Below are 26,135 nucleotides of genomic sequence, written 5' to 3'. Positions count from 1 at the left end.
CATCGGAAATACGGGGCACTTCCTGCAAATATTGTGGGAGGTGCTTTTTTATATTATAATTTTATTTTATACGATTCGAATTTTCATCATTATTCAGGTTTTGCTGCATGATATGGCAAAATTCTGCAGTCCATTATAAGAGGGGATTAGAGTCAAATGGCGTTACATATCGTACTTGTGGAACCAGAGATTCCAGCAAACACAGGAAATATTGCAAGAACCTGCGCAGCAACAGGAACACATTTGCATTTGGTGCATCCGCTCGGATTTAACACGGATGATCGCACCTTGAAACGGGCGGGATTGGACTATTGGCATTCGGTAAATATCGAATACCATAATTCGTTTGATGAAGTTAGACAGAAATATGCAGATAGCCGATTTTTCTATGCAACCACCAAAGCGAAAAATCGTTTCAGTGATTTCGAGTTTAAAGATGGTGACTTTCTAGTATTTGGAAAGGAAACAAAAGGTCTCCCGCCTGAACTTATTAATGCAAATCCAGATACCTGTATGCGAATGCCTATGACGGATGCAGTCAGATCGCTAAATCTGTCGAATTCAGCAGCGATTATCGTTTATGAAGCGCTTAGGCAGCTGGATTATCCTGGCATGAATTAAATCCCAACTTTTGGTATCTTACTTTCAAAAAATGGGTACCTAAAATAAAGTTAATATTTTTATTAATTCTTGCAGGATTCGACAAAAAAAGAGCGAATGTATAGACATAGTACAATTGTACCTACAAAGAAAGAAAAATGAACAGGAGTGTGTACCGTTAATGAAACCTGCTGGAGTCGTACGTAAGGTTGACCAGCTCGGAAGAATCGTGCTGCCGAAATCTTTGCGTAAAAGATATCAAATGAATGAAGGAGATCCCGTTGAAATTTTAGTGCAAGGAGATCATATTATTTTGGAGCGTTATCGTCCAAAATGCATTTTCTGCGGATCGATGGAAGAAGTAAGCGAGTTCAAAGATCGTTACATTTGTGGTGTGTGTCTTACAGAGATGACGGGTCTTCAAGAGAACGCCTAAACTTAAAACCAAGCCAAGCCCAAGCACAGCATAGGCTTATAAAGAAAGAAGCTCTCCTCAGCAGAGGGGAGCTTCTTTGGTGCATTTTATAGACCCTTCGTCTTGTCATCATTGTAAGAAGAAGTCAGTATGCCTCCCAAATACAATACAAGCACCAGGGTGACGATCCAGAAAGTCAACGAAAATGACATGTCATCCACCTCCTGTTACCTTGTGAATTCTATTATACTGATACTTGTCTCAAAAAGGAATCTTTTTCCTGATTCGTAAATGTTTACTCGAAGAAAAGAAAATGTGTTGGCAGCTTTCGTAGGACACCGTCCGAAGGCTTATTCACGACACGTCCATTCAGAATCAGTGAAGAGGAGCCGCCGCCATCCAGGTTATAGCCATTTTGCACTCCAAGCTTGTACATTTTATTCTGAAGCTCTTGGAGTGTTGCTCCCGAACTTCCTTTTTCATCGTATCCATCCACGACCAGGATGAGCAGCTGGTCATCCTTATAGTTGCCAATGACCGTTCTTGGTGCACGCTTCGGCGTTGTTTTCCATTTGGATGGGATGATCAGCTTCTTGCCGTCTTTAAGCAGCATGGGGACGAAGGTGGCGCCAAATGAAGGCTCTAGCTTGTCTAGATCGGCTTGTTTGGTAAATCTTCCTCCAATCAGCTCGCCTTTCTTGTTCAAGCCGACAAAGGAGAGATCCTTCGTGCTGGGATGAAAGCCAGTCAAGTATTTGCCGTTAGCTACCGTTGTGCTAAGTGGATACCGGCTGCCGCCTGCGTCAGCATATCCCCCGGCATTAATGCCTGCAACCGCACCACTGCGTGCGACAGCCTGCATCGTCGTTTGGGATTTGCCGACACCTTCACCGATCGACATCTTCATGGCACTCGGATCCTTAAGCTTGATCTTCATGGCATAGCCTTGATAAGGTCCTGGGTTCATTTGGTATAGTTCTATCCGAATCCTGTCGCTGTTGACTTGTTCAATCGGTGTGCCAAGCTTTGCAGATATCCGCTTGTCATAGATCGCTTCAGGTTTTCTTGCTTGTGCTGCGGTCATGTTCGCAATGCTTTCCATCGTTTTAGTCGTATTCTCATACAACTCGGTTGTTTTTTGAATATAAGAAGAGGTTGTTTCCGCCAGCACTTTCGCTTCCGCCAGACCTTGGCTAATATTCTCTGTTTGGGAGATAATCGTGTTTTGCGGAATAAGCTCGTCCTTTGGCGAAAGCGAACTTAAATCGAGCGGCGGCTGCAATAAGAGCAGGTATACAAGCAGTCCGATAAAGGGAGCTGTAATCAGCATGAAAAAGCGATTTACTTTTTGCAGTGAAGTCATCATTTTAACAGATCCATCTTCTTCTGCAGCGTATCCAGCTGCTGCTTCACTTCTCTAAGCTCAGAATATAGCTGATTACTGTTATCGGTAGTATTGCCGGCATTGTCCTTTGTGAAGGTCAGCAGTTCATTGAAGGTCTGAACTTGCTCCTGCAAGCTGACCAGCTCACTTGAGATTTCATCCAGCTGTGTCTGATACTCCTGCTTGACGACCAGCAACTGCTGATCATTATAGGTCTGAATTTCTAGTATCATTTGTTCTCTTAAATGATTGCTGTATAAGTAGGCTGCGGCAGCTCCTAAGGCAATAATAATAATCCATAATACTAGAAACAGACGGACAGATCGCTTGCTTCTCCTTGCAGCTTGCCGGGTGTGATGGCTTGTGTTCTCTTCTGTTGATGGATTCATTTCATCACTCCTCGTGTTGTTCCTACAAAATTCTATAAATTTTCCAGTCCTCATTCTATCATGCGGCCGCCCTCTTACGCAAAAAAGAACTTCTTTAGCGGAAAAAGGAAAAAGAGATTGCATCGGAAGGAAGTCCTAGGATACAATTTCATATATAATCCAAATTAAGGACTTAAGAGGGATGTCTTTTCTGGTGAAATGTGATTTGTTTTTATCCTTTTGGGCTGTGCTTCCTCTAAACTATGATTGACGCACGTTCTATCAATTTTCATAAATTATATCTATTAACGAACTAGGAGGAGCTTATATGAGAAAGGTATGGCAGGTGGTCTTGATTGATATTCATCCGACCAGCATGCTAGGAACAAAATTAATATTGGAAGAACATCAGGACCTATTAGTCCGGGCGATGGTTTCCACTGGGGTGGATGGATTGGCAGAAGTAAGCAGCTTGAAGCCGGACCTCGTTCTAATCGACTATAAATTGCCTGACGGAAATGCGGACCAATTTATCGTAGAGATGAAGCAGGTCTCTCCAAACACTCATATTGTCGTGATGACGGATGAGGATAATTTGAACCTGTATAAGAGAAATATAAGTCTAGGCGCAAGCGGAATGCTGTCTAAGCAATCTTCGCCCATGAAGCTTATTCATATGATTTCCGGTCTGCGTGAGGGGCTGGCCTCTATTCCTTTGCATTGGTTGACTAATGACGAGTGGTCGAACACGGTGGACCAGGAACTAGATATTCATCTTCAGCTTACAGATATGGAAATCTTCATTATGGAACGAATCGTTCAAGGTGTGACATACGATAAGATCGCTAATGAAATAGATGTCAGCAGAAGATCAGTAGACAACTATCTCCGCAAAATATACACAAAACTGGGCGTATCTAGCCGGGCTCAAGCTATTGAACAGTTCACCTTGTATTCCAAAATACATAAGAAGCAGTATGTGTAACAAGGCATAATAGATGTGTACGGCGAATAGTCTTTATACGTCCCGATAGAGAGAGGAATCATGAGATGGGACGATTACCCGGATAGGGGGGAAATACATGGAGTTCTCCTTTGCTTCCCATTCCTCCAGGTTATTATCTTCACATGCGAACAGGACGAACAATGTCAAAAGACAAGGTTCGTTTATCTCGCTGGCTGAAGAGCTTCCTGCGGAGGAGTTTTTCCCGATCAAACGATTGGGTGAAGCGGCACATGCTGTCTTCTCGTCTGATCCTTCAGTTCTACAATATGGTGAGCCAGAAGGGTTCTTGCCGCTTAGAGGCTGGATTCGTAAGGATTGGGAGTTACGAAAAGGAATTCGTACCACAGAGGAACAAATACTGCTGACGACAGGTACACAGCAGACGATTGATCTGGTCACAAGACTTCTGGTCGATTCTGGTGATACGGTTGTCGTGGAGAGTCCGACATCACCAGGATGTCTGCAGGTGCTGCAGATGCAAGGTGCGGTCATATTACCTGTTTTTACCGATACGGAAGGTATTGTCCCGGAACATCTTGAAGAGCAGTTTCAGAAGCATCGTCCGAAGCTGCTTTTTGCTGCACCCAGTTTTTCAAATCCAACGGGAATTTTATGGAGTCTTCCCAGACGTAAAGCCGTACTGGATCTATGTCGAAAATACAGTGTGCTGATTATCGAGGATGATTCCTATGGAGAATTGCATTTTGGAGCAGACGATCCGTCAAATCCCTTCTCAGAGAGCTATCCTGCTCTGTATGCGATGGATCAAGCAGACAATGGGAATCATGTGCTGTATATAGGTTCTTTCAGTAAAACTATTGCTCCTGCTCTGCGTACGGGATGGGCAACCGGTGATAAACGGTTGATTCAAGGTATGTCTTCTTTGAAGCAGATGGCTGATTGGCAATCCAGTCCGATCAATCAACAAATATTGTACCAATTGCTGGGCTCCACTTCCTTCAAATGGAATGAACATCTTGCTCTGCTCAACAGAGAGTATGAGGTAAGACTAAAGCTGATGCTTGAGCTGTTAAAAAGACCGGGGTTCAAGAATGTGAAATATCATCCGCCAACCGGGGGAATGTACCTCTGGATTGAGCTTCCTCCGGGACTAAGCAGCGAAGCTCTGCTCAAAGCTGTGCTGCACAAAGGTGTATCGTTCCTGCCTGGCTCCAGGTGTTCTCCTGGCAAACAGACAGAGCACTATATTAGGCTCAATTTTAGCAGACCTGGAAGGGAAGAGCTGTTACTCGGGATGAATTTGATCAGCGAAGCGATATCCGAGTTTACGGCTCGAAGTTAGAGAGACATATTGTTGACATAAGGAGAGGGGCTTCCTCTCTTTTTTTTTCGTTTTGATTTATGTATACTTTTGATTAATGCAACTAAAGATATTGTGAAAAATAATTCAAAATATAATTTATTTATTGAACTTACTAACATTTTTATATATTATGTTTATAAGTCAGTTGCAATCACTTTATTAGTTGGTTTCAAATGACATATAGAGATAACTACACTTATTTAGGGAGAGAATTTACTATTATGGCAAACGTATTATTTATCAAAGCGAATGACCGTCCTGCGGATCAAGCGATCAGCGTACAAATGTACGACACATTCTATAATGCATACAAGGAAGCAAATCCTACAGACAGCATCATTGAATTGGATCTGTTTGCAGCTAACCTTCCGGCTTACGGAAACAATGCCGCAACAGGCACGTTCAAAGTAGCTAAAGGCATCGAAACGACTCCAGCTGAGCAAGAAGCTGCTGATCTGGCTGCATTTTATCAAAAACAATTCTTGGAAGCTGACAAAGTCGTTGTGGCATTCCCGCTCTGGAACTTCACTGTTCCTGCACCGCTTGTTAACTACATTTCTTACCTGAGCCAAGCAGGTGTGACTTTCCAATACACTGCTGAAGGCCCAGCGGGTCTTGTAGGCGACAAGAAAGTGGTACTTCTGAACGCTCGCGGCGGCGTATACTCTGAAGGACCTCTGGCAGCTGTTGAAATGGCTGTTAAATACGTAGCTTCTGCATTTGGCTTCTGGGGTATTCAAAACCCTGAGGTTCTGGTTATTGAAGGACATAATGCCTTCCCTGACCGCTCTGCAGAAATTGTACAAGAAGGACTTAGAAAAGTTGCAGAAACGGCTTCCCGTTTCTAATCGATACTTTTAAATTTAAGGCTGGATGCGAGAATATTGCATCCAGCCTTTTTGCAGCTCAAGGTAGTGGATGTTGCTGAAGTACCGCATAATACTTGTCCAAATCCTCTCTTCCCTGCTCACTCAGTGTATACCGGCCGCGCTCAATTCTGGTAAACCAGCCATAATAATTTTTTTGCAGGATGGAAGCTGTATTCGTTATCCCTGTCCGTCTGGCAAGCTCGGCAGGAGAGGCGGACGGAATGGGTGCAAGTGCCTGCGCAACTCGAAGTGCACGTTCCCGGTAGGCAGTGACTAGCTTGGCTTTATGGCTGCCGCCCAGGTTGTAATCTCCGCTGCGTCCATCAAATTCCTTAAGCAGGAGGTCTTTGCGTCTTTTGATTGTTTTGGAGGAAGTAAGGGCAGCCTCGGGAACACATAAACAATCGACAAGAGCAGGTTTTGTTTTGTACCGTATTACGGTGATGAGTCCCAAACCGAGCTTTCTGCATAGGTCTGTAATCTCTCCAAACCGCTGATTGGCAGCCCCGCGCTTCACCCGGTTACGTTCAACGGCAAGATAAACATTGCTGCTCGTTTTTAATCTTTGCATTCCTTGCAGAAGAAGCGATAGATTAAAGGTCTTCTTGATTTCCACAATTAACGGGTCAGGCATATCCTCTCTTACACCCACCAAATCACAATAATTCACTTCAGATTTAATATGGTATCCTTGCTTCTCAAAATAGGATTTTATCGGCTCGTATAATTCTGTTTCATATTGAACGGCCATTCTTGATCAAACTCCTTTATTGCTGTGCAACCCTTCCACCGTATGAATTGCATCCATGTACGCTTAATCCTTTATCGAGTTCATGTCTAATTTAATGGAGGAGTACATAAACGTATTAGTTAAGCTCTTTCATAAACATCCATATTTCATCAAGTATAGCATATGACTTGGAAGGGTTCATTTTAAGATCCATATGTTTTTCAGTCTCGAAAAGAGAACCTGTCACAAAAAAAGAGGCAACTTATCCGAATTAACGCATAGGTATGTAATACACTTTTTTTAGATCAAATCGTCAAGCTTCAGGGTAGGCGAGATGATTGCATATTTTAACGCTAATGGGAAGATTTGAAGCAGGGGAGCTTATGAATTGACCTTATCCTTATTCGGAGTGGATGCTGAATCATTATGGAGCCATGGGAGGTACGAAGGAGCATGAACATATTTGAACGCGTTGCTGAATTTCGGGCTGAGAGTAATCGTTTATCTTGGTCGGGTACATTCAAAGAGTATATTGAAATTCTAAAAAAGGATCCAACACCTGCAATGACGGCTCACGCAAGAGTGTATGAGATGATCAAATCGTACGGTGTGGAAGAAATCGGAGGGCATAAGCGTTACAAGTTTTTTGAGCAGGAGATTTTTGGACTAGACCGAAGCGTGGAGAAGCTTGTTGAGGAATACTTCCATTCAGCAGCTCGGAGACTGGATGTCCGTAAGCGGATTTTACTCTTGATGGGTCCTGTCAGCGGAGGGAAATCGACGCTCGTGACTCTGCTTAAACGCGGATTAGAGCAATTCTCCCGCACAGATAAAGGTGCAGTTTACGCGATAGAAGGCTGCCCAATGCATGAGGACCCGCTTCATTTAATCCCGCTGGAGCTAAGACCTGAGGTAGAGAAAGAGCTGGGTGTAAGAATCGAAGGGAATTTGTGTCCTTCCTGCCAAATGCGACTGAAAACAGAGTATGTTGGTGACATAGAAAAGGTACGTGTAGAACGGGTATTTATATCGGAAGACAATCGAATCGGGATCGGTACCTTTAGTCCTTCTGATCCGAAATCTCAGGATATTGCTGACCTAACAGGAAGCATTGATTTCTCAACCATTACGGAGTATGGTTCTGAATCCGATCCACGGGCCTATCGTTTTGATGGGGAGCTGAACAAAGCAAACCGCGGATTAATGGAATTCCAAGAGATGCTCAAGTGTGATGAGAAATTTCTATGGAATTTGCTCTCGCTTACTCAGGAAGGAAACTTCAAGGCAGGCCGATTTGCACTGATCAGTGCCGATGAGATGATTGTGGCACATACGAATGAATCGGAGTACAAGGCATTTATATCCAACAAGAAAAATGAGGCCCTTCAGTCACGGATGATCATTATGCCGATTCCTTACAATTTGAAGGTGTCAGAGGAAGAGAAAATATATAAAAAGCTGATTGAACAAAGTGATATGCGCCATATTCATATTGCGCCTCATGCTTTGAAGACGGCTGCAATCTTCTCTATTCTCACTCGGTTAAAGGAATCCAAAAAACAAGGCATGGATCTCGTTAAAAAAATGAGAATGTATGACGGGGAAGAGGTCGAGGGCTACAAAGAAGCAGACCTCAAAGAAATGCAGAATGAATATCTGGAAGAGGGCATGACCGGTATTGATCCCCGTTATGTTATCAACCGCATTTCGAGTGCGCTGATTAAGCAGGACTTGGAGTGCATCAATGCACTGGATATATTAAGAGCCATCAAAGACGGATTGGATCAGCATGCCTCCATCACGAAGGAAGAACGTGAGCGGTATTTGAACTTTATCGCGGTAGCACGCAAAGAATACGATGAGCTTGCCAAAAAAGAAGTGCAGAAGGCTTTTGTTTACTCCTTTGAGGAGTCGGCCAAAACGTTGTTTGAGAATTACCTGGACAATATTGAAGCCTTCTGCAATTGGAGTAAAATTCGTGATCCTCTGACCGATGAGGAGATGGATCCAGATGAGCGCCTCATGCGTTCCATTGAGGAGCAAATCGGTGTATCTGAAAATGCAAAAAAGGCCTTCCGTGAAGAAATTCTAATTCGGATTTCAGCCTATTCCCGCAAAGGCAAGAAATTTGAATACAGCAGTCATGATCGACTTCGTGAAGCGATTGAGAAGAAGCTGTTCGCTGATCTGAAGGATATCGTGAAGATTACAACTTCAACCAAAACACCAGATGCAAATCAGCTGAAACGCATTAATGAGGTCAGCTCCAGACTGATTGACGAGCACGGTTATTGCCCGGTCTGCGCAAATGAGCTGTTGCGTTATGTGGGCAGCTTGTTGAACCGCTAACTTATATTTTTTTACACCTATCCCCTTGCAAACATCTTAACCCCATTTCATAATGCGCTGTCTGATTATTGCAAATTGTGCAACTCAGATAGCGTGTTTTTACTTTTTTCCTGTAATGAGAATAGGAAGATAAATGCAAAATAGGACTTTAGGATTATGATATTGTGGTATTAAAGGTCTATAATGATTTTTCGAAGCAACAAAATACTAATATAAGGAAAAATAGTGGCAAGGAGGGAGAATTTTCGAAATGATTGAGGTTTCCGAAGATCGAGAACGACAGCTGGCCTACATAGGTATTACCAATCTGGAGCTGGAATTGCTTCAAAACCACCGTCCTATTTTTGAAAAAATAGTAGAGGAGGTTGTTGACCGGTTATATGACCGAATAGAACAAGTGGAAGAACTTAGAGGCATCATTACCAAATACTCCACGATAGAACGTTTAAAGCAGACACAACGGTGGTATTTTATGTCCCTGACCGATGGGCGTATAAATGAAGATTTTATCGAGAAGCGTATACAAATCGGGCTTATCCATTCCAAAATTGGACTTAAATCCGATTTTTACTTGGGCAGTTATATGGTGTATCTGGATGTGGCCACCAGCATCGTACAGCAAATCATGCCAAATGGATGGTATCCTGTTATACATGCTCTTAGCAAGATGTTTAATTTTGATTCCCAGCTTGTGCTCGAAGCTTACGAAGGGAAGGAAAAGCAGAAGATAACCGATATTGCAGATGAGCAGGAGCGTCTGCTGCAGGCTATTACAGAGGTGTCTCAGAGACTGACCGGTATGATTGATGAGCTGCATAACAATACGGAGCTGATCGCCGAAACAGCAAGACAGACGGCAGCTTCCCAGGAATCTGCCCATAAGCTGATCGATGACCTGAATCAAGAGGTAAAGGAAATTCAAAAGATGGGTAGTCTCATCCGTGAAATTTCAGACCAAAGCCATCTGCTGGGACTAAATGCAGCCATTGAGGCTGCTCATGCGGGAGATAGCGGGAGGGGCTTTGAGATCGTGGCAGGAGAGATCCGCAAGCTGGCTACGGGTTCCAAGAAGGCAATGGAGCAAATCCAGAGTGTGCTGAACAGTATTAGAACGAAGCTGGATCAAGTACAGAGTGAGTCCGATAATACGAAGGACAACGCAAGTAAGCAAGTATTCAGCTCCAGTGAGCTTATGGCATTCGTTCAGATAATGGAATCCGTATCAGGTGACCTCAAAGAGCTTCAAGCCTCTCATTCGTAGCTTCTAAGAACGGTTCAAATCAACTAGATATATACCTCTTCACTTCGCTAAATCGAATTATGCAAAATCCTGAAATAAGAGCAAAAGGCATTGTAATGTCTTTTGTCTCTTCTAAATTCGTTTAAATTGTAAATAGTAAGCGCATACAATTTAATTCTATGAGGATGACACCTTTTAGGCTATAATGAATTCATTCATGCAAAACCAAGTTAACCAGCATGCAAATGCATTTAGGATAATGAGAACGTAGAGGTGATCAAATGGCATCGATCCATGATGTGGCTAAAGAAGCCGGGGTCTCAGTTGCTACCGTTTCAAAGGTGCTGAATGATTATCCCGATGTAAGTGACAAAACACGTAAGAGAGTAAACCTGGCTATTGAGCAGCTGCATTATCAACCGAATGTGGTGGCTAGGGGATTAGTAAAAAGAAGATCATGGACTGTAGGTGTGTTGTTGACCGTCCCCTTTACGAATCCATTTGTAGCCGAACTGTTAGAAGGTATTAAGACAGCGCTTGAGAACAGCGGATATGATCTGGTTCGTTTATCCACTCGTTTTGATGATCCGCATTATTCTTTTATTAAGCATTGCCGAAGCCGTAATGTGGATGGAGTAGTCGTATTTGGAGTGGAGCGCGATAATCGCAGCATCGATGAATTGATTCATTCGGATATTCCAACCATGTTTGTCGATATGGATATCGTTGGTAAGCGGGCAGGGTATATTACAACAGATAACCAAAATGCAATTCATAAGGGTGTAAAACATCTTTACGAGCTCGGTCATCGTAAAATAGCCTACATATCGGGCACCTTGGGGCCTTCTATTGCTAATATGCGGCTTGAAGGATACAGACAAGGCTTAATAAGCTGCGGATTATCTTATCTGACCAGCTACCTTGAGGTATGTGATTATACATTTGACGGCGGAGCGGCTGCGATGCGCAGACTGCTTGCACTCAAAGACACGCCGACAGGCATTGTATGCGCCTCTGATCTCTCCGCTTTTGGGGCAATTCACGAAATTGAGAAGCATGGACTGTCCGTTCCTCAAGATATCTCTGTTGTAGGCTTTGATAATACTTATCATGCACAAGTATTCAAGCCGAATTTGACGACAGTGAATCAAAATATTTACTCCATCGGCATCAAATCCATTGAATGCTTGATTGCCCTCATAGAGAATCGGGACTATTCTCCACCTGTGATTATGGAGCCTTCTGAACTGATCGTTAGGCAAACAACAGGGAAGGCTAAGCTTGCCTGAAGCAATGCTGTTGTGTACATTTTTTTATAGAAACAAGGAAACACCTTCTAAACCCAATCTCATGAAGTTTTTTCATGCAGATCGGTCAGAAGGTGTTTTTTTATTTCGATGTGATCTTTGATCTATATATACCCTTGATGTAAGCAGCTAAAGGTATTATGAAAATTGATTCATCCAATTAAAAATAAACCTTTCAAGAAATTTACCCATTTATTACGAGAATGACTATCTTATAAGTACAGAGGAGCTATATAATGGGACAAGGACAAGTTTAAATTTTGCACATTCGAATTAATTTCATAAAGGAGTTAAATTTTCATTGAATAGATTAATAAAAGCAGTCATTTTACTGACTTGTGTCATGTTTGTGGGAAGTGCGCTTGTGTTTGCAGAGTATAAGGGGAATTCCCTTTCAAATATAGAGAATACAGATGAAGTTAGAATCGAGCCTGCAATGGATGCAGTAGCCGTTGTGCCTGGCACCGATAATGCGTTGTATCCGGTACAAGAAACAGATGGAATTTATGAGGGAATGATATTGGCATGGGGAGGGAAATATCTTAACTTTCCTTGGAGAAGCGTGGCCTCGGAGACAGCATCTGCACAATTAATGGCAATGGATGTTACGCAGGATGGGGTAGAAGATGCGATTATATCCTTAACGTCTGCTGATGGAACAGGTGTTTATGTAGAACAGCTCCATATCGTCGATGGAATGAAGATGATTGAGATCATGATGAAGGATCCCGTAGATGCTGCAGAAGAATACATACAGATGAGTGCAGAATTTGATGATGTTGGTCCTGTATCTGTAGGCAATTATGTCGATTATGAAGTGAAGGGGAGCACAGTGACGGCAACGCTCGGTGTTGCCCAATCCATTACTCAATATATTGGCGACCTTGTAATTACCTATCAATATAATTCTGAGCTGGAAGAGTTTGAGCCGCATTCAGTAATGTATACAGCATTTTAAATAAAATAAATCCGAAAGGACCTGCTCAAACAGGTCGCTTTCGGACTCTTCGATTCTAGACACTTTGGCTTGCAAAGGAAGTTTTTTCTACGAATTCAGACAGCTGTCCAATGCTCTTGGAGAGGGTTGTAGCAGATACTTCGTGTTTAGCAGCAAGCTCGGATTGACTAATGGTGTTACCTTGTTTCGTTGCAGTGACATATTCTAATGCACCAGCAAAACCTCCTGGCTTACGATAGCGGGGAGCTTCACTATTGCTGTAGCTGTTCCATAGCAAGACAAGTCCACTTGTCTCTTCCTCGTTCAGCTTGTACTCTTCTGCGATTGCAGGAATAGCAGATTCAGCAAGTTCAAGGTGCATATCGTGTTCCCAAGTCATCTCTGTAAAGTTCAGGACAGAATCCTGAAGGTTCTTATCAGCTACCAGAGGAGCAGGGGGTGCAGATACAGCTGCTGAGGATGTTACAGGGCGGCGATTGGTAATGACTTCGACTGAAGTGGCTACCCTTACATTACGCTGCTTTTGTCTATCTTTCTCGAGGCAGCATTTTTTATATTTCTTGCCACTGCCGCAGTGGCACGGTTCGTTTCTACCTAGGTTGATCAAGTTCGTTCGCTCCTTTAATTCTATCAAAGAGATTCTAATGATGAGCGCAATAATGTAAGGCGCTAACAAAAGTAGATTATATCATATTTTAATGGGTTTAGATGTAATGCCCCCTATATTTCAATGTACTCCATGAAAAAGCCTGTTTCAACCCAAAAATGGGCTAAAACAGGCTTAAAACGGGGCAATCGTGTTAATTTAACAGTTTGCGGTAGATCTTTTTTCCATCAAATGTAAATTGCACCGGTTTATCTTCGATAATGGTTTCAAGATGCACCGTTCGACCCCATAATCTATATACGTAAGGAAGCGTACGTTCCATATATTTCAAGTCAAGTTCGATGCCTTCGTACTGATGTTTAAGCATGAGTTCTCCAGTACGAAGATAATCTCCGTCTTGCACGACAAGATACGGTGAGCCGCCATTGACTCTGGCATAGATCAGTTGATCACGAATATTTTCCCAAGACTTGTCGGTAATTTTCCATTCGGGTCCTTTTTTCTCAAACACATACAGGTCGAGATCTTCGACTAAATCCTTTGTCATATAGTTGCGGATGAAGGAGGTGTCTGAATCGTACTCGCGAACCTCAAACATTTTGGACCTTCCTTCCCCCGGCTTGCGTCCAAAGCGCTCCTGCACCTCAAGGGTCGGGTGATCCCAGCGGCGTTCGATATCCTCGAAGATTTTGACTCCGAGATAATAAGGGTTCAGGCTTTGCTTCGATGGCTGCACAACAGAGGCATTAAGCATGGCATATTCCACGGTTTCTTCACTTGTCAGGTCAAGCTCGCGTATAATACGTTGATGCCAGTAGGAAGCCCAGCCTTCGTTCATGATCTTGGTCTCCATTTGGGGCCAAAAATAGAGCATCTCTTCACGAAGCATGCTCATGATGTCTCTCTGCCAATCGGTTAGTGTTTCGGAAAATTCCTGTATGAACCACATGATGTCCTTCTCCGGTTCGGGAGGAAAGTGGTGAACCTTATGCTGTGATTGCTCTACTGTTGATTCAGCAGGTTCGCCGATGGCCCATATATCGTCATATCGTCCGGGAGGGCGGATGACTTTGGTTTCTTTTTGCTGCTTCATTTTCATTTCCATGTACCGCTGCTTGTCGAGATGCTGAGGCTTGATCAGCTGCGGATCTACATGCTCCTGAATAGCGAGTACAGCATCAATAAAGGATTCGACGGCTTCCGTACCGTATTCAAGCTCATACTGGCTGATTCGGTCTGCAGTCGCTGACATGCTCTCAACCATATTGCGGTTGGAGGCTGAGAAGCGGGCATTGTTTTTGAAAAAATCACAGTGTGCAAGCACATGGGCTACAATGAGCTTGTTCTGAATCAGAGAGTTCCCATCCAGCAGGAAGGCATAGCATGGATTGGAGTTGATCACAAGCTCGTATATTTTGCTCAAGCCAAAGTCATACTGCATCTTCATCTTTTGAAACGTCTTGCCGAAGCTCCAATGGCTGAATCGAGTCGGCATACCGTAGGCTCCGAAAGTATATATGATGTCGGCAGGGCAGATCTCATAACGCATCGGATAATAATCAAGCCCAAATCCGTCAGCAATTTCCATGATTTCTGCAATAGCATATTCCAGTTCTGTAATTTCATTGCTCATGAAGCACTGCCTCCTTCCTTCTTATGGAAAAAGTTTCGCAGCGCATTGTAGACTTCGCCCTTCTCCTTGATCACGTAGTACATAAATTGATCCATTTTAATATTACGATAGGCGGACATCAGCGTACTGCTGCGGTTATATTGGTTCACTTCTCCATAGCCAAACATATTGCTTCGCTTCAACAGTTCTCCGATGAGCTTCACACAGCGTTCGTTGTCAGAGGTGAGGTTATCTCCATCCGAGAAGTGAAAGGGATAAATGTTATAGCTTGAAGGAGGATAGCGACGGTCAATAATTTCAAGAGCCTTCATATAAGCAGAGGAGCAGATGGTACCGCCGCTTTCTCCCCGGGTGAAAAATTCTTCCTCGGTCACTTCTTTGGCTTCGGTATGATGGGCAACAAACACGATTTCTACCTTTTCATACTGCTTTCGAAGAAAGCGGGTCATCCAGAAGAAGAAGCTGCGCGCGCAGTATTTTTCAAAGGACCCCATAGAGCCGGAGGTATCCATCATTGCGATGATGACAGCATTAGAGTGCGGGATTACAGTATCATCCCAGGTTTTGTAGCGCAGATCATCCGGACTGATGTGGTGTATGCCTGGATTTCCACTAGTGGCGTTCCGTCTCAGGTTCTCAAGAATGGTCCGTTTCTTATCAATATTGGATTGCATTCCTTTTTTGCGAATATCGTTAAACACGATGTTATGCGTTTCAATTTGTTCCTTATCCTTTTGCTTTAAATGCGGCAGTTCCAATTCGGAGAACAGCATGTTCTCTAGTTCCTCAATACTGACCTCAGCTTCAACGATATCGTGACCAGGCTGATCTCCTGCCTTTTCACCCTTGCCGGACTTTTGACTAGCAGGATCGCGGCCGATTACATCACCGACCTGGCTGTCCCCGTCACCCTGGCCGACATGCTTCTGCTTCTGATAGTTGTACACAAAGTGATATTCGTCCAGACTCCGGATTGGAACCTTGATGATTTGCTTGCCATCGGACATAATTATGTTTTCTTCTGTAATGAGATCGGGCAGGTTTTGCTTAATGATTTCTTTCACCTTCTGCTGATGGCGCTGCTGGTCTTGGTACCCTTTACGGTGAAGCGACCAATCTTCTTTGGAGACGACAAACGAGTAAGGATGGCGAGAATCTGGCATGTTAGGCACCCCCCTTGGATTACGCGGCACAGTTTGGCCTGCTGTAAATTATGTATATTCACGGGCAGGGACGTTATGTGATGACATATATAATAAATAAAGAATATATCGAAACTTTTTTTTCAAGATGCCATGGTATTGACGATTTTTGTTAGAAAAAGATTCGCTTTTATCCAAGATAGTAGTATTATGGTTAAAAAGAAAAAGTAGAGGTCCAGTGAAACGAGAATTGGGTCCATAATGCAGGAGGGAAATAGATGCAATATCATAGTACTCGAGGACATGTAAACGGGGTTGGCTTCATTGATGCATTTCTAATGGGGCTGGCTACGGACGGAGGTCTGCTTGTACCAAGCACGATACCTTCGTTACCGACAGAACAGCTGGAGGCATGGCGGAATCTATCCTTTCAAGATCTCATGCTCGAAATTTTCTCCTACTATACGAATGAAGAAATTCCGGAAGCCGAACTGAAAGAAATGGTGTATGCGAGCTACAGCACATTCCGTGATGAAGCTGTTACACCTGTTCGTAAGCTGACGGATCAAATATATTTGCTTGAGTTGTTCCATGGGCCTACCTTTGCGTTCAAAGATGTTGCTCTGCAGCTGATGGGCAATCTATATACTTATGTCGCACGCAAATACAATAAACAGATTAATATTCTCGGAGCAACCTCAGGGGACACCGGTGCATCAGCGATTGAAGGGGTTCGAGGAAAAGAAGGCATCAATATCTGCATTCTGCATCCAAATGGTAAGGTCAGCAGGGTTCAAGAGCTGCAGATGACGACAGTGCAGGACGACAATGTATTGAACCTTTCCGTCGAAGGGAATTTTGACGACTGCCAGCGTATGATTAAGCAGCTGTTTGCGGATGTAGAATTCAAGCAGGAGCATCATCTCTGTGCAATTAATTCTATAAATATTGTGCGAATTCTCGCTCAGACGGTTTACTACTTCTATGCCTATTTCCGGGTGACAGACGAGCGTCCGGAACTAAAGGGTTCACCGCTTCATTTCAGTGTTCCGACAGGAAACTTTGGTGACATTTTTGCAGGGTATCTCGCATCCCGGATGGGTCTTCCCGTGGGCAAGCTCATATTGGCGACGAATGAGAATAACATTCTTGAGCAGTTTGTTAACAAAGGGCTGTATAAGCCGGATCAATTCCATACGACCTACAGTCCATCTATGGATATTCAGGTCGCTAGCAACTTTGAGCGTTATTTGTATTACGTTCTGGGAGAGGATGCTGCTCAGACGGAAGAATATATGAAGTCTTTCCAAGAGAAGGGTCAAATTCAAATTCCGGAAGATGTGCTGGCGAAAGTACAGCAGGAATTTGCAGCCTATGGAGTGCTTGGTGAAGAATGTCTGGATACGATCAAGAAATATCATGAGCAAACGACCTATCTGCTAGATCCTCATTCGGCTTGCGGTGTAAGGGCAGCTGAGCAAACGACAAAAGAGCAGGAAGTGGTAGTGTCGCTAGCTACAGCACATCCAGCCAAGTTTAATGAAGCCATTGAGCTGTGCGGTATTGAGCAGAACTTCCCCGAGCAGATCGCGAAACTTTCGGATCTGCCTACACGGAAGAAGCTTGTGGATGGAAAGCTTGATGCTGTTGTGGCAGAGCTTGTTCCTTTCTATAACAAATAATCGTTGAAATACATTATTTTTTCATAATTATGAAGAGAAGCATAAGCATAAAAGTCTGTTTCCGAAGATAATATCTTGGGAGCAGACTTTTTTTGTTTGTGAAACGAGATATGAAAATACAACTGTGAAAAAGGATGAAAAATAAAGCATTGACATGATACAAATTGTATCATAAAGTAGGTTTAATAATACATAAAGTATCATTATTTTAAGATAGATGCACACATCAACAAATAATCTACAGTTATTTGTCGGAAAGGAGACGCAGCATTTGAAGCATTTCCGTGATGATCAACTCGTATTTTTGCTGTGTACGCCCAGAAGCGGAAGCTCACTCACGACAGTGATGCTGCAGAACCATGAGGAAGTCTACGCCGCACAGGAGATGTGGTATTTGCTCTCACTTGCGGATTTGCAATTAGCGCCTGTACGCCCCTACGGAGGTACAGGAATTATTCGTCAATTCTATAATGGAATTGTTTCAGAAGAGCTATTTCATAGAGCAGCGCGCAGCTTCGGAATTGAAATATATGAAGGATTATTAAATCTGAATGGCGCCAGCAAAATCATAGATAAGTCGCCAAGATATTATATATTGCTAGAGTTTCTGGATGCCGTATTTCCTGAATCGAAAAGAATCGGATTATTTCGCAACCCGTTGTCTGTAGCTGCCTCCTACAAGAAAGTCAATGCATTCAGCGGAGAAGCATTTTCACTGATCGAAGATCTCAAGCAGCCTGTTCCTGGAATGAAGATCGTAGACCTTACAGCCGGGCTGTTCCGCTACGCAACGTATTTCAAGGGTGAAACCGCATATTCTTATAAGATCAAATATGAGGAGCTCGTACGCCAGCCTGAACAACAATTAAGCATGCTGTGCGAGTTCATCGGCATTCCTTATCGAGAAGGAATGGAAAAGTACGGCAATCCGGTAAGCGAAGAAAAATCAGATCTTTTTTACAGCATGGGAGCAGGAGATCCCTTCTTGTTGAATCATACACATGCACATGTGCAGTCCATTGACGCATGGAAAGATCAGCTTCGCCCTGATGAGGTTGATGCCTATTGCCGAGTGCTGGGAGCACAAATATTTCATGATCTTGGGTACTCGGAAGAACTGGAAGAGGCACAGCGGATGACGGGCGTGAGGTATGAGCTCTCGCCTGATGAAGCGACCATTGAGCGGATTGAAGAACAATTTCTGAAGTCGAGCGGTTATACATGGAAGCCGGATTATGAATTAAGCACAAGCACTTCCGATACGGGGTCGCCGCTAATTGAAGCAGTTGATGGCCTGGAATTAGAGGCTATGCAGATGAACCAGATAAGTGATCACAGGCAGGCTTCGATCCAGATCGCTCAGCTTGAAACGAGAGTCAGGCTGCTGGAGAACAGATTAACGAAGAGCTATATGGAGAAGAACCATATTGAAAAGCAGCTGATCCAGCTAAGAAGCAAGCTGGATCGAATTAAATCCATACTTCCGTTTGGGAACCGGCTATCAACTTGGGCTCAGGGGTACTTGTCTGGAAGGGAGGGGAAATCATGAGCGCCATCATGGGATGCTTTTCCCGAAGAGAACCGATCTTGCCTGAAGATATGGACCCCGCAGGAGCATATTTAACAAAATATAAGTGGGATCGTATTCATTCGTGGAGTGATGCTCATGTGTTTTTTAGCTGCCATATGCAGTGGGTGACCCCGGAGTCCGTCCATGAAGTGCTGCCTCTATATGATGAAAGGCGTGATATAAGTATCACAGCGGATGCGATTATCGATAATCGCAGTGAGCTGTTTGACAAGCTGCTGATTCCTCACAAAGAGCGAATGACCATTTCGGACAGCCAATTAATACTCGAAGCCTATGTGAAGTGGGGAGAGGAAGCTCCGAAGCATTTATTGGGTGATTATGTATTTATGATCTGGGATCCAAAGAAGGATCAATTGTTCGGCGCACGTGATGAGTCGGGACGCAGGTCCTTCTACTATATTGATGATGCTGTACATTTTGCGTTCTGCAGCTCTATGACCCCACTATTCAAGATGCCGTATTTCAACAAAGAGTTAAACGAGCAATGGCTGGCGGAATTTCTTACGATCCGAGGAATGTATGAATCGTATGACGTTCATGCCACTGCGTATCGCAATGTAAGGCAAATTCCGGCTGCACATTGGATCAAGGTAAGCAGGCATGGAGTAGAATTACGGCAATATAGTAATTTTGAAGAAGTAGAGCCGCTGTATTTGAAGACGGATGGAGAATATGAAGAGGCCTTTCGAGAAGTGTTTGACCAGGCTGTCCGAGCAAGAATAAGAACGTATAAGCAAGTGGGTACTGCCCTCAGCGGTGGACTCGATTCAGGAACGGTTGCGAGCTTTGCCTCACCGATGCTGAAAGCCGGCGGCAAGGAGCTTCATGCATACAGCTATGTACCCGTATCTGGGTTTGAAGATTGGACATCCAGCCGTTTAATTGCAGATGAAACGCCTTACATTCAATCCACAGTGAATTTTGTAGGGAATATTCGAGAGAACTATATGAATTTTGCAGGCAAAAGTCCGTTGACGGAAGTGAATGACTGGCTGGACATTATGGAGACCCCCTACAAATTTTTTGAAAATTCATTCTGGATTCGCGGATTTTATGAACGTGCACAGGAGCAGGGAGTAGGCGTAATGCTTACTGGGGCTATGGGGAACTTTACGATTTCGTGGGGACCGGCCTTGGACTACTACGCTCATTTATTGAGGAGAGGCAAGCTGGTTCACCTTGCGAGGGAAGTTCAGCAATATAGCCGTCTGGCAGAGGTGCCGCACGGGAAGCTGCTCCCCATTATCGGGAGGAAGGCATTTCCAATGCTTCGCAGGCAGCGTGCGGTAGCAGGGGAAACAGTCAAGATGCCTGAATTGATCCATCCGGAATTTGCCAGAAAGATGGAAATGCATCGTCAAATGAAGCCATACGTTGTAAATAAAGAAACTATGTATATTAACGCATTAGCTGCACGAAAAGAAAATATAAATAACTTGGCCGTTGCCAACAAGAATGGGGCGATGGCTACTAAATTATCTATGCGTTATGGACTTATTGAGCGGGATCCAACCAACGATCCGAGAGTTGTTCGTTACTGTCTATCCGTTCCACTCGAGCAATATGTTCAAAAGGGGCGAGATCGCGCTCTGCTGCGTCGCTCCACCGTGAATTACTTGCCGGATAACGTGAGACTCAATCAGACGATAAGAGGAGTTCAGCCTGCGGATTGGATTTATCGAATTATGCCGGAATGGGACATATGGGTATCAGAGCTAAAACGGATGACTAATGACAATTCCATCTCAGGTTACTTAAATATAGACCAGATTCTCAAAGGTATTACTAAGCTGAATAATCCTCGTCTAGAACTTGCATGGGATCCTGAGGTTCGAATGCTGATGCACAGCCTGATTGTTTATCGTTTTTTACAGCAATTCTAACCTCTTGTAAATTGAGCTGTGTATCCGAAATTATTGAAAGGAGGTGAGAGGAATGCATACCAATAAAATGGAATGGCAAGTACCTAGCCTAGAAGTTCTTGATATGAGTGAAACTAAGCAAGGAACTGGATTCAGACAAATTGACTGGATTTCCGAGCATGATGCAGATTTGTACGATCCTAGCTAATATGAATTAATGGAGTCATTTTTACTTATGCATACTGACAGCTTACAGCTATCAGCGAGAACGATAGACCTGCTTTCGTTGATAGCTGTAAACCGATTTAGAATAGCTTATTAAATAGATGAATTAGGAGGATTACATGTTACAAGATAAACCAGCTGTATCCGCCTATTTAGCTTTTGGATTAACCATTCAAAGTGAATTGCCGCTTCCTGAACTGACTCCTTCCGTAGTTTCGGGAGAGGAAAACATTGATGTGACTATTCAGTTTGGAGACTTGTCCTCTGTATGCATTGACTGGAGATTGGCTGAACAGAACTTTCAAAGCAGGAATGATCAATTTTTATTTCAAATTCCTGAAGTAGGAGCGTTTCATGTGGTACAAGGCAGAGCTGTGACGGTGATGCCGCATAAAGACAGTGATCTATCCAGAGTCAGGTTATATTTGTTAGGAACTTGTATGGGCGTATTGTTACTCCAGCGTAATATATTACCTCTACATGGCAGCGCAGTAGCTGTGAAAGGATATGCATTTGCTTTTGTCGGAGAATCGGGTGCAGGCAAATCAACGTTATCTGCGGCTTTTGTAAATAGAGGTTATAGACTTATTAGTGACGATGTCATTGCTGTATGTACGGATCAATCTATACTTAAGGTTTCTCCAGCATATCCCCAGCAAAAACTTAATGCATTGAGTCTTGACCTGCTAACCATGAATTCCGATGGACTCAGCGTAATTAAGGACGAATGGAAGTATGCAGTTCCAAGGAAAAAGGACTTTAGCCAAGTTAAACTGCCATTAGCAGGTGTATATGAGCTTATTGCTTCAGAGCAGCCAGATGTACAGTTGCATCCGGTATCTTCCCTCGAGGGCATTCAGTTGCTCCAAGCACATACTTATCGGTTGCCTCTTGTCAAGAGAATACAAAGTATGCAGTGGCATTTTAACAAGGTGACAGAGATTGCAAGTCAAGTAGAATTGTGTCGACTGCATCGTCCAAAGAATTCCATAACAATTGAGCAACTCGTCAATACTGTGCTGCAGACCATTGAAAGAGGAGTGAGGATGATCAGATGAAATTAGAAACGATATTACAAGATGTCTACTATATTCATAAAGAAGGACATGTTGTCAGTGATATGAATGGTGATAAAGTGATGATGTCCATTCAGTCAGGAAAGTATTTTAATTTGGGTCGTACAGGTGGACGTATTTGGGAATTGCTTGCTGAAGGCAATACGATTTCAGGAATTGTTAAGACCTTATCCACTGAATATTCGGTAGATCAATCTACATGTAGTCAACAGGTAGAGCTATTCATGAATTCCCTCCTAAAGGAAGGACTTATTAAACAAAAAGAGGTTTAATATGATGCGGAGCAAAACTTTATTACTTCGCTCTTTCACCAAGCAAAAGCCTGCCATGAGAAAACTGATCATAGAGGCTTTCTTTTATTTGGCCTATGCGAGAGTGATTAACCTGCGGCCCTTCTCAAAAGTTGCTCAGATGTTAGGTTGTGAAAATGAAGAAACATCATATGATCAAAGCTCCGTTTTGGATCCGGTACGGCTGAGGGTTGCCAAGGCCATTGATATGACGGCTAAACATACGCCTTGGAGGAGTGAGTGTCTCGTAACCAGTATTGCTGGGATGAGGATGCTGAATAGGCGCAACATTGAGAGTACGCTTTATCTTGGTGTTGCACGTAACGAAAGCGGAGGAATGAATGCGCATGCTTGGCTTCGGAGTGGCCCGATGTATGTAGCCGGAGCAGACGGAATCGAAAAATATACGGTCGTAGGGATGTTCTCTAATAAAAAGCTGAACGAGAGTGAAGTCAGAGGGTGATGAAATTCATGAAAGATCTAAACAATAGTATTTTTGCCGGAGCAGCAATGGAATTTCAATTTATGTGTGATTTACTTGCAGAGGATCGTATAACAGATCAGGAAATCCGGGAAAGATATGAGGTCGGAACAATAGATTGGAACGAATTTAGTAGATTAATTTACCATCACCGCATATACCCGCTTATTTATACACGTTTGCATTCACTGCGCGATGTAGTCCCGTTGGGCGTAATGGATCAACTTCAGAAGGCAGTGAGACATAACACATTTTATATGATGAGGCTGACGGCCGAGATGGAGCGAGTGACAGCAGCCTTGGAACAACAAAATATTAAGGTGATGTTGTTAAAAGGGCCGGTTCTATCCTATGAACTATATGGCGACCTAGCGCATCGAACCTCCAAGGATCTTGACTTACTGATCAACATTGGTGATGTTGATGCATCCCTGATCGCTTTAGAAGAAGCAGGTTATACCAAAAAGTATGACACCCCCTTTATTATGGAAGGCTGGAAGTGGAAGGACCATCATATTTCAATGTTTCATCCGGAGCATAGAACCCAGATCGAGGTGCATTGGAAGCTTAATCCATCCGGGGCGAAAGACATTACATTTCAAGAATTGTGGAATAGAAGACAAACGATAACTTTAGTTGGACATGAGGTATCTTATCTGGGCAAAGAAGATCTATTCATGTATCTTGTCAGTCATGGGGCAAGACATGGATGGTTTAGACTTCGTTGGCTGATGGATATCGATCTCATAATACGTAAGGACAATACCTTTGATAATTTTGAGTATTATGCAGAACTGCATGAAAGCAAATTCTATACGGGGCAAGCTTACTTGTTGTGTTCAAAATTACTGAAAACGCCGCTTACACTCAAAATGAGAGAGCTTGCGGAGCATGCCCATTCAATAAAATTAGCGGAATATGCATTGAGTTTGATCCTTGAAGAGCCTGATAAAGAAACAGGAATGAATTATCTGAAGCAGATCAAATCTCCTAAACGTCGAATGATCATGCTGCTAGGGAGGCTGTATCCGGGTCCGATGGATGCTCAAATGCTGCCGTTACCCCGGAAGCTGCATTTTCTATATATACCTTTGCGCCCGTTTCTATGGATGTGGCGCCGAATCAGGCAGCGTGTGGTTCTCAAAGGGAGACATGAATATGATTGAACTACGAACCTATCTAAAGAAGCTGTACTCCATTACAGGTCCCAAGCTGATCGCCAGCATCTTGTTCATGGTCATTATCAGTATATTGGAAGGGTTCGGAATCTATATGCTGGTTCCCATGCTATCTGCAATTAATATATTGGATTCCGGTTTGAATGATTCGGTCCCGCTGGAATGGGTCACCGGTCTGCTTGGCTTCGTACCGCAGCAATCACAGCTTCTGCTTGTACTACTTATTTTTGTAGTCATATTGACAATTCAGGCTTTGATGCAGCGTAATCAGAACATTCTCAGCTCTCAAATCCAGCAAAATTTTATACATACATTGCGTTATGAAACGTATAGACTATTAATTTATTCCAAATGGGAGCTTTTTTTGACGAAGAAAAAATCGGACTTTAACCATATCCTCACATCTGAGCTGGCGCGTGTGAGCCAAGGAACGAACGTCTTAATTCAGCTTACGGCGTCGGTCATATTTACGGTCATTCAGATTGGGTTTGCCTTTTGGCTATCCGTTGAATTAACTCTGATGATATTAGGTTTTGGAGTCGTTCTGTTTATGGTCCTCCGGCCGTTTATACGCAAAGCCAAAGCATTGGGGGATCGCACTTCCGATCTGTCTCAACAGTACATGTCTGAGATCGTAGAGCATTTTAACGGGATGAAGGATATTAAGAGCAACAATTTGGAGCAGCAGCATGAAACAGGCTTTAGAGCCTTATGCAAGCGAATGGAGCATAACATGGTGTCTTACATTCGTCTTAATTCTGCGACACAATTGATTTATAGAATCGCTGCGGCGGTCATTATTGCTTTGTTTGTGTATGCATCCCTTAACCTGTTTTCTTATCGTGCTGAGCATTTGTTATTGATGATTGTCATATTCTCCAGATTATGGCCCCGGTTCTCCATGATCCAAACCAGTCTGGAGTATATCGGTTCGTTGATTCCTGCCTTCCGGAGCTTGTTGCAGCTTCAAAACGAATGTGAGCAGGCTTTGGAAACAAGCAGCATGGAGACTTCGATGAGCGGTACTGATATCAAGCCGATTGCTTTGAAGACAGGAATTCGCTGTGATGATGTATTCTATCGATATCCAGGACAAACGCAAGATGCGCTGCAGCACGTAGATACTGTTATTCCGGTAAACGGTATGACCGCTATTGTGGGACGTTCAGGTGCAGGGAAAAGTACATTTATTGATCTGCTCATGGGGTTGATTCAGCCGACAAAAGGAACAATTCGCCTGGATGAAGCTCCTTTGGAGGAATCGAGGCTGCGAGCTTGGCGACAGTCAATCAGTTATGTTTCGCAAGAGCCTTTCTTGTTTCATACATCGATTCGGGAGAATCTTCTTCTGGTCAAGCGGGATGCAACGGAGGAGGAGCTGTGGGAATCGCTGCGATTTGCCGCCGCTGATTTTGTTATAGATTTGCCTCAAGGGCTGGATACCATCATCGGAGATCGGGGAGTCAGATTATCTGGAGGAGAGAGGCAGAGGATTGTGCTCGCAAGAGCGATTTTGCGTAAGCCGGCCATTCTTATATTAGATGAAGCAACTAGCGCACTGGATGGAGAGAATGAATTAACCATACAAGAAGCGCTTAAGGCGCTGCAGGGACGGATGACAATCGTCGTCATTGCACACCGTTTGTCTACGATCCAAGGCGCAGATCAGGTCATCGTGCTTGAAGGCGGCAGAGTGATGCAGCAAGGAGCATATGATGGGCTATCTACAGATGCAGAAGGTGCTTTCGGTCAATTGCTGTCTTATCAGACGAGAGCATCTTTGTAATCAAGATGCTCCAGTCATAGGTTGAAGTATGA

The 26,135-nt window shown here is 43.5% G+C and carries 24 protein-coding genes; 18 read left to right on the top strand and 6 right to left on the bottom strand.

Features of this window, described 5'->3' with window-relative positions; translation table 11 throughout:
• Positions 1–156 precede the first annotated feature (156 nt).
• A complete protein-coding gene (trmL, locus tag ACFQ3J_RS12000; protein WP_091154468.1) occupies positions 157–621 on the top strand; it encodes a tRNA (uridine(34)/cytosine(34)/5-carboxymethylaminomethyluridine(34)-2'-O)-methyltransferase TrmL in 465 nt (154 codons plus the stop codon).
• A 160-nt stretch (positions 622–781) separates the two neighbouring features.
• Positions 782–1,036 (top strand): AbrB/MazE/SpoVT family DNA-binding domain-containing protein, encoded by a 255-nt coding sequence (locus tag ACFQ3J_RS11995; RefSeq protein ID WP_047909978.1) that lies wholly within the window; start codon positions 782–784, stop codon positions 1,034–1,036.
• Between the two features lie 274 nt (positions 1,037–1,310).
• Here ACFQ3J_RS11995 and ACFQ3J_RS11990 read toward each other — a convergent pair whose 3' ends face one another.
• Together ACFQ3J_RS11990 and ACFQ3J_RS11985 are read right to left on the bottom strand one after the other, a co-directional pair.
• Complete coding sequence (locus ACFQ3J_RS11990; RefSeq protein WP_091154470.1) at positions 1,311–2,381, bottom strand: phosphodiester glycosidase family protein; 1,071 nt, start codon at positions 2,379–2,381, stop codon at positions 1,311–1,313.
• Positions 2,378–2,788, bottom strand: coding sequence for a hypothetical protein (locus ACFQ3J_RS11985; protein ID WP_091154473.1), 411 nt, complete (start codon positions 2,786–2,788; stop codon positions 2,378–2,380). The genes ACFQ3J_RS11990 and ACFQ3J_RS11985 overlap by 4 nt, the downstream gene beginning before the upstream one ends.
• Before the next feature lie 307 nt (positions 2,789–3,095).
• Between ACFQ3J_RS11985 and ACFQ3J_RS11980 the strand changes: the two genes are divergently transcribed.
• From ACFQ3J_RS11980 to ACFQ3J_RS11970, 3 genes are all read left to right on the top strand, one after another.
• A complete protein-coding gene (locus ACFQ3J_RS11980; protein ID WP_091154475.1) occupies positions 3,096–3,752 on the top strand; it encodes a response regulator transcription factor in 657 nt (218 codons plus the stop codon).
• Between the two features lie 97 nt (positions 3,753–3,849).
• Positions 3,850–5,076 (top strand): aminotransferase-like domain-containing protein, encoded by a 1,227-nt coding sequence (locus tag ACFQ3J_RS11975; protein ID WP_251581845.1) that lies wholly within the window; start codon positions 3,850–3,852, stop codon positions 5,074–5,076.
• Positions 5,077–5,318: 242 nt separating this feature from the next.
• Positions 5,319–5,945 (top strand): FMN-dependent NADH-azoreductase, encoded by a 627-nt coding sequence (locus tag ACFQ3J_RS11970; protein ID WP_091154479.1) that lies wholly within the window; start codon positions 5,319–5,321, stop codon positions 5,943–5,945.
• A gap of 58 nt (positions 5,946–6,003) precedes the next feature.
• Here the strand turns inward: ACFQ3J_RS11970 and ACFQ3J_RS11965 are convergent, their stop codons facing one another.
• Positions 6,004–6,717: a DUF2161 family putative PD-(D/E)XK-type phosphodiesterase gene (locus tag ACFQ3J_RS11965; protein WP_091154482.1), complete on the bottom strand. Its 714-nt coding sequence runs from the start codon at positions 6,715–6,717 to the stop codon at positions 6,004–6,006.
• A gap of 432 nt (positions 6,718–7,149) precedes the next feature.
• Here ACFQ3J_RS11965 and ACFQ3J_RS11960 point away from each other — a divergent pair, with 432 nt between their 5' ends.
• The 4 genes from ACFQ3J_RS11960 to ACFQ3J_RS11945 all read left to right on the top strand — a co-directional run bounded on the left by ACFQ3J_RS11960 (position 7,150) and on the right by ACFQ3J_RS11945 (position 12,550).
• Positions 7,150–9,045, top strand: a complete 1,896-nt coding sequence (locus ACFQ3J_RS11960; RefSeq protein ID WP_251581844.1) for a PrkA family serine protein kinase — start codon at positions 7,150–7,152, stop codon at positions 9,043–9,045.
• Between the two features lie 250 nt (positions 9,046–9,295).
• Positions 9,296–10,306: a globin-coupled sensor protein gene (locus tag ACFQ3J_RS11955; RefSeq protein WP_251581843.1), complete on the top strand. Its 1,011-nt coding sequence runs from the start codon at positions 9,296–9,298 to the stop codon at positions 10,304–10,306.
• A gap of 260 nt (positions 10,307–10,566) precedes the next feature.
• Positions 10,567–11,574, top strand: coding sequence for a LacI family DNA-binding transcriptional regulator (locus ACFQ3J_RS11950; protein ID WP_091154489.1), 1,008 nt, complete (start codon positions 10,567–10,569; stop codon positions 11,572–11,574).
• A gap of 319 nt (positions 11,575–11,893) precedes the next feature.
• Complete coding sequence (locus ACFQ3J_RS11945) at positions 11,894–12,550, top strand: hypothetical protein (RefSeq protein ID WP_091154490.1); 657 nt, start codon at positions 11,894–11,896, stop codon at positions 12,548–12,550.
• 55 nt (positions 12,551–12,605) lie between these two features.
• Here the strand turns inward: ACFQ3J_RS11945 and ACFQ3J_RS11940 are convergent, their stop codons facing one another.
• From ACFQ3J_RS11940 to yhbH, 3 genes are all read right to left on the bottom strand, one after another.
• Positions 12,606–13,157 (bottom strand): SEC-C domain-containing protein, encoded by a 552-nt coding sequence (locus ACFQ3J_RS11940; RefSeq protein WP_091154493.1) that lies wholly within the window; start codon positions 13,155–13,157, stop codon positions 12,606–12,608.
• Between the two features lie 193 nt (positions 13,158–13,350).
• On the bottom strand, positions 13,351–14,790 hold the full coding sequence (locus ACFQ3J_RS11935; RefSeq protein WP_091154495.1) for a SpoVR family protein: 1,440 nt from the start codon (positions 14,788–14,790) through the stop codon (positions 13,351–13,353).
• Positions 14,787–15,953, bottom strand: a complete 1,167-nt coding sequence (gene yhbH / locus ACFQ3J_RS11930; protein ID WP_091154497.1) for a sporulation protein YhbH — start codon at positions 15,951–15,953, stop codon at positions 14,787–14,789. The genes ACFQ3J_RS11935 and yhbH overlap by 4 nt, the downstream gene beginning before the upstream one ends.
• A 257-nt stretch (positions 15,954–16,210) precedes the next feature.
• Between yhbH and thrC the strand changes: the two genes are divergently transcribed.
• The 9 genes from thrC (at position 16,211) to ACFQ3J_RS11885 (ending at position 26,103) form a co-directional block, all read left to right on the top strand.
• Positions 16,211–17,614: a threonine synthase gene (gene thrC, locus ACFQ3J_RS11925; protein ID WP_251581841.1), complete on the top strand. Its 1,404-nt coding sequence runs from the start codon at positions 16,211–16,213 to the stop codon at positions 17,612–17,614.
• 271 nt (positions 17,615–17,885) lie between these two features.
• Complete coding sequence (locus ACFQ3J_RS11920) at positions 17,886–19,163, top strand: sulfotransferase family protein (RefSeq protein ID WP_251581839.1); 1,278 nt, start codon at positions 17,886–17,888, stop codon at positions 19,161–19,163.
• The gene (locus ACFQ3J_RS11915; protein ID WP_091154503.1) at positions 19,160–21,088 is read left to right on the top strand and encodes an asparagine synthase-related protein; all 1,929 of its coding nucleotides are present in this window, start codon (positions 19,160–19,162) and stop codon (positions 21,086–21,088) included. Before ACFQ3J_RS11920 ends, ACFQ3J_RS11915 begins: the two co-directional genes overlap by 4 nt.
• 52 nt (positions 21,089–21,140) lie before the next feature.
• On the top strand, positions 21,141–21,275 hold the full coding sequence (locus ACFQ3J_RS11910) for a paeninodin family lasso peptide (protein ID WP_139236942.1): 135 nt from the start codon (positions 21,141–21,143) through the stop codon (positions 21,273–21,275).
• Between the two features lie 136 nt (positions 21,276–21,411).
• Positions 21,412–22,350, top strand: coding sequence for an aldolase (locus tag ACFQ3J_RS11905; protein ID WP_251581837.1), 939 nt, complete (start codon positions 21,412–21,414; stop codon positions 22,348–22,350).
• Complete coding sequence (locus ACFQ3J_RS11900; protein WP_091154507.1) at positions 22,347–22,640, top strand: lasso peptide biosynthesis PqqD family chaperone; 294 nt, start codon at positions 22,347–22,349, stop codon at positions 22,638–22,640. Before ACFQ3J_RS11905 ends, ACFQ3J_RS11900 begins: the two co-directional genes overlap by 4 nt.
• Before the next feature lies 1 nt (position 22,641).
• Positions 22,642–23,121, top strand: coding sequence for a lasso peptide biosynthesis B2 protein (locus ACFQ3J_RS11895; RefSeq protein WP_251581835.1), 480 nt, complete (start codon positions 22,642–22,644; stop codon positions 23,119–23,121).
• An 8-nt stretch (positions 23,122–23,129) separates the two neighbouring features.
• Positions 23,130–24,305 carry a nucleotidyltransferase domain-containing protein gene (locus ACFQ3J_RS11890; protein ID WP_251581833.1) on the top strand — a complete coding sequence of 392 codons (1,176 nt, stop codon included), beginning with the start codon at positions 23,130–23,132 and terminating at the stop codon, positions 24,303–24,305.
• Positions 24,298–26,103 carry an ABC transporter ATP-binding protein gene (locus ACFQ3J_RS11885; protein WP_379292863.1) on the top strand — a complete coding sequence of 602 codons (1,806 nt, stop codon included), beginning with the start codon at positions 24,298–24,300 and terminating at the stop codon, positions 26,101–26,103. The genes ACFQ3J_RS11890 and ACFQ3J_RS11885 overlap by 8 nt, the downstream gene beginning before the upstream one ends.
• Positions 26,104–26,135: the final 32 nt, after the last annotated feature.

The organism is Paenibacillus provencensis, from assembly GCF_042678545.1.
GTDB classification, from domain to species: Bacteria; Bacillota; Bacilli; order Paenibacillales; family Paenibacillaceae; genus Paenibacillus; species Paenibacillus provencensis.
The sequence above is the reverse complement of the archived record's forward strand: the minus strand, read 5'-3'. Positions and strand labels throughout refer to the sequence as shown.